Origin of the sequence: Mycobacterium sp. 1165178.9 (assembly GCF_001673555.1) — a bacterium.
Taxonomy (GTDB): Bacteria; Actinomycetota; Actinomycetes; order Mycobacteriales; family Mycobacteriaceae; genus Mycobacterium.
Genome location: NZ_LZMB01000034.1, coordinates 21,388 through 27,887, shown reverse-complemented (window position 1 = coordinate 27,887; position 6,500 = coordinate 21,388). Strand labels below are relative to the sequence as shown.

The following is a 6,500-nucleotide window of genomic DNA, read 5'->3' as shown; positions in this document are numbered from 1 at the left end:
ACCAAGCGAAATACGCGGCACCGGCATTGTCCGTGTCCACCCTAGTATCCATGGCGCGCCGCCGGGCGGCATGAACGCGCGTGTGGGGTAGCCGCAGGGCGCGGCCAGAATCGCTCGCCTGGGCATCGCTGCGCAGCGGCACGCTACCGCCGCTTGCGGGGCTCACGGCCGTCGCGGTCCGCGAAACGGTCGGATTCCTGCGCGGAGGAGTCGTCGGGCGACTCGTAGGGAATGTCGGCCAACATGCCCAGCAGCGTGCTCGGGATGCGGATGGGGCGCGAATCGCGCAGCGCCGCACGCGCCCGGCTCTGATCGTCGACCTCGGCCGCACACTGGGCGCACAGCGACAGGTGATGCGCGGCCCGCAGGTGTGCGTTCATCCGCAGCTCGCCATCGACGAAAGCCGCGATCGCCTCGACGGACAGGTGCTCGGTGGACCCGAACTGGCGTGGCGCGCCGACGGGCGCGTCGCTTTGGGAGGCGAATTGAGCGGGGAGCCAGGAGAACGCGCGGCGAAAGACATGTCCTCGATCGGGCATCACCAACTCCTCGCCGCTGAAATTCTTATTGCCGCCTTATATCGAATGTAGCGCGAGCAAGTGCGCAATACGGAGGCTAAGGCCGCAAAGCCGCTGAATAGCTGCCCGAACGTTAGGCGGGCGATCGGTGGTTAGGCCGACCGGGCGCGCAAGGTGTCGTGATCGGGGTGCGCGGCCAGGTAGTCCCGCAACGCCTGGCGTCCGCGGTGGATGCGGCTGCGCACGGTGCCCAGCTTGACGCCCAAGGTGGCGCCGATTTCCTCGTAAGACAGACCCTCGATGTCGCAGAGCACGACGGCGGCACGGAACTCCGGCAGCAGCGAATCCAGCGCGGCCTGCAGGTCAGGACCCAGCCGCGAATCGTGGTAGATCTGCTCGGGATTGGGTTCGTCGGCGGGCACCCGCTCGTAGTCCTCGGGCAGCGCCTCCATCCGGATGCGCGAGCGCCGGCGCACCATGTCGAGGAACAGGTTCGTGGTGATGCGGTGCAACCACCCTTCGAACGTTCCCGGCTGGTAGTTCTGCACCGACCGGAAGACCCGGATGAAGGTCTCCTGGGTCAGGTCTTCCGCATCGTGCTGATTGCCGGAAAGGCGGTAAGCCAGCCGGTACACCCGGTCGGCGTGCTGGCGCACCAACTCGTCCCATGACGGCATGGTCGCCTTGTCTCCGGTCGCGTCGAAAACCGCGGTCCCTTGCGGCGCATCGGACGACTCCACCCACTCGTGGGTGGGGAGTTCCTGCGCATGAGACATGCTGGACGGGCTGAGAAGCGTGGTGATGATCAAGTCCTCCGAATCCGGCGTGCCGAGTCCTGGCACATCGTCATTTTCGGCAACAGGTACCTCCCATTCGGTATTCCCGGTCCAACGCCCTCCGCGATGCATAGGGCTACCGTCGCGTACCGGAGTATGTGCGGTATATGAACAGTCTGAGCTGAACCTGAGAAACCGGATCGTTACCTGCGCTGTGCAGGAGATATCCATCGCGCAGTGACCTTAAACGCTTCCAGACCGTCGGGCGTGTCACCCTGATCCGATTCAGGCGCGCCTGTCAAACTCCGCGGCGAAGTGGAATACGCTGCGGGCATGGACGGCACCGACGCAGCAGCCCCCGGTCAGGCAGCGCCCAGCCGGGCCGAATCGCTCTTCGCGCACGCCGAAAGCTCGATATCGGAGGACGCACTGTTGGCGTCCGCCCGCGAGCGCGCGGTAGACATCGGTGCGGGCGCGGTGACACCGGCGGTCGGCGCGTTGCTGAGCCTGCTCACCAAGCTGAGTGGCGGCAAGGCCATCGCGGAGGTGGGTACCGGCGCGGGCGTGAGTGGGCTGTGGCTGTTGTCCGGCATGAGCGACGACGGCGTCTTGACGACGATCGACATCGAACCCGAATACCTGCGGCTGGCCAAGCAGGCGTTCACCGAAGCCGGCATCGGCCCGTCACGCACCCGGCTGATCGGTGGCCGCGCCCAAGAGGTGCTGACCCGGCTCGCCGACGAGTCCTACGACTTGGTGTTCATCGACGCCGACCCGATCGATCAGCCGGACTACGTCGTCGAGGGCGTGCGGCTGCTGCGCCCCGGTGGCGTCATCGTGGTGCACCGCGCCGCGCTGGGCGGACGGGCCGGGGATCCGGCCGCCCGCGACGCCGAGGTGGTCGCGGTGCGCGAGGCGGCGCGGCTGATCGCCGAGGACGAGCGCCTCACCCCCGCCCTGGTGCCGCTCGGCGACGGGATCCTGGCCGCCGTCCGCGACTGATCCGCCGTCGGCCCAAGTCCTTCAAACCCTGGCCGTTTGCCATTGACCACCCCTTTTTGGGTGCCCGCCACACCTTTACGAAATCTTGACGCGTGTCGCTCTTGACCGTCGACTGAACATGCGTTTAGCGTACTGAACATGCGTTCAGCCGACTTGACGGCAGCCGCTCGGATCCGGGATGCGGCCATCGAACAATTCGGCGAGCACGGGTTCGGCGTCGGACTTCGCGCCATCGCCGAAGCGGCCGGCGTGAGCGCCGCGCTGGTCATCCACCACTTCGGCTCCAAGGACGGCCTGCGCAAGGCATGCGAGGACTTCATAGCCGAGACCATTCGCGGCACCAAATCGGAGGCGCTGCGCTCCAACGACCCTGCCACCTGGTTCGCCCAGATGGCCGAGATCGAGGAGTACGCGCCACTGATGGCCTATCTGGTGCGCAGCATGCAGACCGGCGGGGAACTGGCGAACATGTTATGGCGCAGGATGATTGACAACGCCGAGGAATACATGGAAGAGGGCGTGCGCGCCGGGACGATCAAGCCCAGCCGCGACCCGCAGGCGCGGGCCAGGTACCTGGCCATCACGGGCGGCGGCGGCTTCCTTCTCTACATCCAAATGCATGAAACGCCAACGGATCTACGTGCCGTGCTGCGCGATTACTCGCGCGACATGATTCTGCCCGCGCTTGAGGTCTACACCGAGGGACTGCTGACCGACCGGACCATGTACGACGCATTCCTGGCCGCTGAAGATCAAGGAGAATCTGATGCCAACTGACAAATCCATCCGTTCTGCGCCCATCGAGATCCGCGGTCTCACCAAAAGTTTCGGTGCGGTGCGGGCGCTGGACGGCCTGGACCTCACGGTTCAAGAAGGCGAAGTCCACGGGTTTCTCGGCCCGAACGGGGCCGGGAAGTCGACGACCATCCGCATCCTGCTGGGCTTGGCGAAGGCCGACGGCGGCAGCGTGCGGCTGCTCGGCGGCGACCCATGGACCCAAGCCGTCGCCCTGCATCGCCACATCGCCTACGTGCCAGGCGACGTGACGCTATGGCCGTCGCTGACCGGCGGTGAGACCATCGACCTGCTGGCGCGCATGCGGGGCGGCATCGACAAGAAGCGCCGCGCCGAACTGATCGAGCGCTTCGACCTGGACCCGCACAAGAAAGCCCGCACGTACTCCAAGGGCAACCGCCAGAAGGTATCGCTGATCTCGGCGTTCTCATCCCAGGCCAGGCTGCTGCTCCTGGATGAGCCAAGCAGTGGGCTGGACCCTTTGATGGAGAACGTGTTTCAGCAGTGCGTTGCGCAGGCCCGCGACCGTGGCACGACGGTGCTGTTGTCCAGCCACATCCTGGCCGAGACGGAAGCGTTGTGCGAACGGGTGACGATCATCCGCGCCGGCAAGACCATCGAAAGTGGTTCGCTGAACTCCATGCGGCACCTGAGCCGCACCTCGATCAAGGCCGAAATGACCGGCGATCCCGGTGATCTGAGACGGATCAAAGGCGTCGAGGACGTCAGCGTCGAGGGCAACACGCTGCGCGCCCAGGTCGACAGCGAAAGTCTGGGCGAGCTCATCCGCGTGCTCGGCGATGCCGGCGTGCGCAGTTTGGTCAGCCAGCCGCCGACCCTCGAAGAGCTTTTCCTGCGCCACTACGACACGTCGGACGGCGACGGTCGGCACGGGCGCGACGAGGCAAAGGTCTCGCTGTCATGAGCACGACCACGCTGGATCGGCCATTCGCGTCGGCATCGCCTGTGCCGCTTGCTGGTTCGAGCTTCTCCGGAACGCTCGCCATGCTGCGGCTCTACCTGCGGCGCGACCGGATTTCGATGCCGCTATGGGTGTTGCTGCTCTCGGTGCCGCTTGCCACGGTGTACGTCGGCAGCATCTCAAAAATTTACCCCACCGCTTCCGCCCGGGCCGGCTTTGCGGCCTCCATCATGGCCAGCCCGGCCCAGCGTGCCCTCTACGGCCAGGTCTACAACGACAGCCTTGGCGCCGTGGGCATCTGGAAAGCGGGAATGTTCCACACGCTGATCGCGGTGGCCGTCATCCTGACGGTGATCCGGCACACCCGAGCCGACGAGGAGAACGGGCGGACCGAGTTGGTGGACTCGACCGCTATCGGCCGCTATGCCGCCCTGAGCGCGGCGCTGCTGCTGTCGTTCGGAGCGTCGATTGCCACCGGCGCGATCGGTGCCGCCGGTCTGCTCAGCACCGACGTCCCGGCCGGCGGGTCGCTGGCGTTCGGGGCCGCGCTCGCCTGCTCCGGACTGGTGTTCACTGCTGTCGCGGCGGTGACCGCGCAGCTGTCGCCGAGCGCCCGGTTCGCCCGCGGGGCAGCCTTCGCCGTACTGGGCACCGCGTTCACCCTGCGCGCCGTTGGTGACGCCGGCGACGCCACGGTTTCGTGGCTGTCTCCCGTCGGTTGGTCGCTTCAGGTCAAACCCTATGCGGGCGATCGCTGGTGGGTGCTGCTGCTGCACCTGGTGACGGCGGCCGCGTTGACCGCCCTGGCCTATCGGCTGTTGGCGGGCCGCGACGTCGGCGCCGGGCTTGTCGCGGAACGTCCCGGCCCCGCCACCGCCGCGCCCGCGCTGGGCAACGTCTTCGGGCTGGCGTGGCGGCTCGACCGCGCCGCACTGCTGCTGTGGACCGTGGGACTGTGCCTGTATGGCCTGCTGATCGGCAGCGTGGTGCACGGCATAGGCGACGAGCTGGGTGACAGTGGCGGGGCGCGCGACATCGTCGCCCGGATGGGCGGCACCAGCGCCATCGAAGAGGCGTTCATCGCCGTGGCTTTCGCGATGATGGGCATGGTCGCCGCCGCGTTCGCCGTCTCACTCACACTGCGGTTGCACCAGGAAGAGTCGAGCCAGCGCGCCGAAACGGTACTGGCCGGTGCGGTGTCGAGAACCCGCTGGCTGGCAAGCCATTTGGTGATTGCGCTAGCCGGTTCCGCGGCGGCGATACTCGCCAGCGGAATCACCGCCGGCGTCGTCTATGGCGTCGCGGTCGGCGATGTCGGCGCCAAACTGCCCACGGTCGTCGCAAGCGCGGCAGTCCAGCTGCCCGCGGTGTGGCTCTTGTCCGCCGTGACCGTCTGCGTGTTCGGCATTGCGCCACGCCTGACGCCGGTGGCCTGGGGTGTCCTGATCGGCTTCGTCTCCCTATACCTGATCGGGTCGCTGGCGGGGTTCCCTCAGTGGTTGCTCGACGCGGAGCCCTTCGCACACATCCCGCGGGTCGGCACCGACTTCACCGTCGTACCACTGCTATGGCTATCAGCCATCGACTTAGGGCTGATCATGTTGGGAGCCATGGCTTTTCGGCAACGCGATCTACGCAACTAGGAGCATGATGAATACCGGGGTCCGTGTAACGGCGTCATCCGTGTGGGGCATTCTCTCGTTGGTCTTGATCCTGCTCCTGCCGGCCGGCACGCTGCACTACTGGCAGGCCTGGCTCTTTGTCGCCGTGTTCGCGGCGGCGACCCTCATCCCCACCGTCTACCTGGCACGGACCAATCCCGCGGCCCTGCAGCGGCGCATGCGTGCGGGCCCGCGGGCGGAAACCCGAAAGGCGCAGAAGTTCATCATCACCGGCTCGTTTCTCGGCCTTTTCGCGACGATGGTGTTCAGCGCGCTCGATCATCGGTTCGGCTGGTCGTCGGTGCCGCCCCTGTTGTCGGTGCTCGGCGACGTGCTGGTGGCGACCGGCCTCGGCATCGCCATGCTGGTGATCGCCCAAAACAGCTATGCCGCAGCCACTGTCACGGTGGAGACCGGCCAGACCGTCGCTTCCCAGGGCCTCTACAAATTCGTGCGCCACCCGATGTACGTCGGAAACCTGATCATGATGACCGGCATCCCCCTGGCGCTCGGCTCTTATTGGGGTTTGCTCTTCGTCCCTCCCGGCGCTTTGGTGCTCGCGCTGCGCATCCTCGACGAAGAGAAGCTGCTCGTCCGGGAACTACCCGGATACCGCGAATACGCGCGACGCGTGCGCTATCGGCTGGTGCCCTACATCTGGTAGCCACGCTGGACGGCGCGGCGGCGTCCCGCAGTGTGCGCCTGGAAGTACGCGAGGACCGCGCCACCGGCGCCGCGGTGCGCGAAGAAGCGTAATGGCCACTGGACCGCACCCATTGGCGCCCAATGTATCTGAGCGACGCCGGCACCATGACGCCCGAGAAAC

General features: G+C 66.7%; 8 protein-coding genes. 5 read left to right on the top strand and 3 right to left on the bottom strand.

Going from position 1 to position 6,500, the window contains the following annotated elements:
- Positions 1-143 precede the first annotated feature (143 nt).
- On the bottom strand, positions 144-539 hold the full coding sequence (rseA, locus tag A5652_RS02080; RefSeq protein WP_067346156.1) for an anti-sigma E factor RseA: 396 nt from the start codon (positions 537-539) through the stop codon (positions 144-146).
- A 131-nt stretch (positions 540-670) separates the two neighbouring features.
- Positions 671-1,426, bottom strand: coding sequence for an RNA polymerase sigma factor SigE (gene sigE / locus A5652_RS02075; RefSeq protein ID WP_067346143.1), 756 nt, complete (start codon positions 1,424-1,426; stop codon positions 671-673).
- Positions 1,427-1,627: 201 nt separating this feature from the next.
- Here sigE and A5652_RS02070 point away from each other — a divergent pair, with 201 nt between their 5' ends.
- From A5652_RS02070 to A5652_RS02050, 5 genes are all read left to right on the top strand, one after another.
- Positions 1,628-2,296 carry an O-methyltransferase gene (locus tag A5652_RS02070; protein WP_067346154.1) on the top strand — a complete coding sequence of 223 codons (669 nt, stop codon included), beginning with the start codon at positions 1,628-1,630 and terminating at the stop codon, positions 2,294-2,296.
- Positions 2,297-2,434: 138 nt separating this feature from the next.
- Positions 2,435-3,073 (top strand): TetR/AcrR family transcriptional regulator, encoded by a 639-nt coding sequence (locus tag A5652_RS02065; protein ID WP_067346141.1) that lies wholly within the window; start codon positions 2,435-2,437, stop codon positions 3,071-3,073.
- Entirely contained in the window at positions 3,063-4,016 is a 954-nt protein-coding gene (locus A5652_RS02060; protein WP_067346139.1) for an ABC transporter ATP-binding protein, read from the top strand. The genes A5652_RS02065 and A5652_RS02060 overlap by 11 nt, the downstream gene beginning before the upstream one ends.
- The gene (locus tag A5652_RS02055; RefSeq protein WP_156745096.1) at positions 4,013-5,656 is read left to right on the top strand and encodes an ABC transporter permease; all 1,644 of its coding nucleotides are present in this window, start codon (positions 4,013-4,015) and stop codon (positions 5,654-5,656) included. The genes A5652_RS02060 and A5652_RS02055 overlap by 4 nt, the downstream gene beginning before the upstream one ends.
- A gap of 7 nt (positions 5,657-5,663) precedes the next feature.
- On the top strand, positions 5,664-6,338 hold the full coding sequence (locus A5652_RS02050) for an isoprenylcysteine carboxylmethyltransferase family protein (protein WP_067346150.1): 675 nt from the start codon (positions 5,664-5,666) through the stop codon (positions 6,336-6,338).
- On the opposite strand, the gene A5652_RS28890 is transcribed toward A5652_RS02050, so the two are convergent.
- On the bottom strand, positions 6,326-6,451 hold the full coding sequence (locus A5652_RS28890) for a hypothetical protein (protein ID WP_255361795.1): 126 nt from the start codon (positions 6,449-6,451) through the stop codon (positions 6,326-6,328). The two genes, A5652_RS02050 and A5652_RS28890, sit on opposite strands and share 13 nt — an antisense overlap.
- Between the last annotated feature and the right edge of the window lie 49 nt (positions 6,452-6,500).

What these genes read in the sequence shown, in the direction of transcription:
- A5652_RS02050 (WP_067346150.1), top strand. Translation starts at nt 5,664, where the DNA reads ATGAATACCGGGGTCCGTGTAACGGCGTCATCCGTGTGGGGCATTCTC.
- rseA (WP_067346156.1), bottom strand. Translation starts at nt 539, where the DNA reads ATGCCCGATCGAGGACATGTCTTTCGCCGCGCGTTCTCCTGGCTCCCC.
- A5652_RS02060 (WP_067346139.1), top strand. Translation starts at nt 3,063, where the DNA reads ATGCCAACTGACAAATCCATCCGTTCTGCGCCCATCGAGATCCGCGGT.
- A5652_RS02070 (WP_067346154.1), top strand. Translation starts at nt 1,628, where the DNA reads ATGGACGGCACCGACGCAGCAGCCCCCGGTCAGGCAGCGCCCAGCCGG.
- A5652_RS02065 (WP_067346141.1), top strand. Translation starts at nt 2,435, where the DNA reads ATGCGTTCAGCCGACTTGACGGCAGCCGCTCGGATCCGGGATGCGGCC.
- A5652_RS02055 (WP_156745096.1), top strand. Translation starts at nt 4,013, where the DNA reads ATGAGCACGACCACGCTGGATCGGCCATTCGCGTCGGCATCGCCTGTG.
- sigE (WP_067346143.1), bottom strand. Translation starts at nt 1,426, where the DNA reads ATGCATCGCGGAGGGCGTTGGACCGGGAATACCGAATGGGAGGTACCT.
- A5652_RS28890 (WP_255361795.1), bottom strand. Translation starts at nt 6,451, where the DNA reads ATGGGTGCGGTCCAGTGGCCATTACGCTTCTTCGCGCACCGCGGCGCC.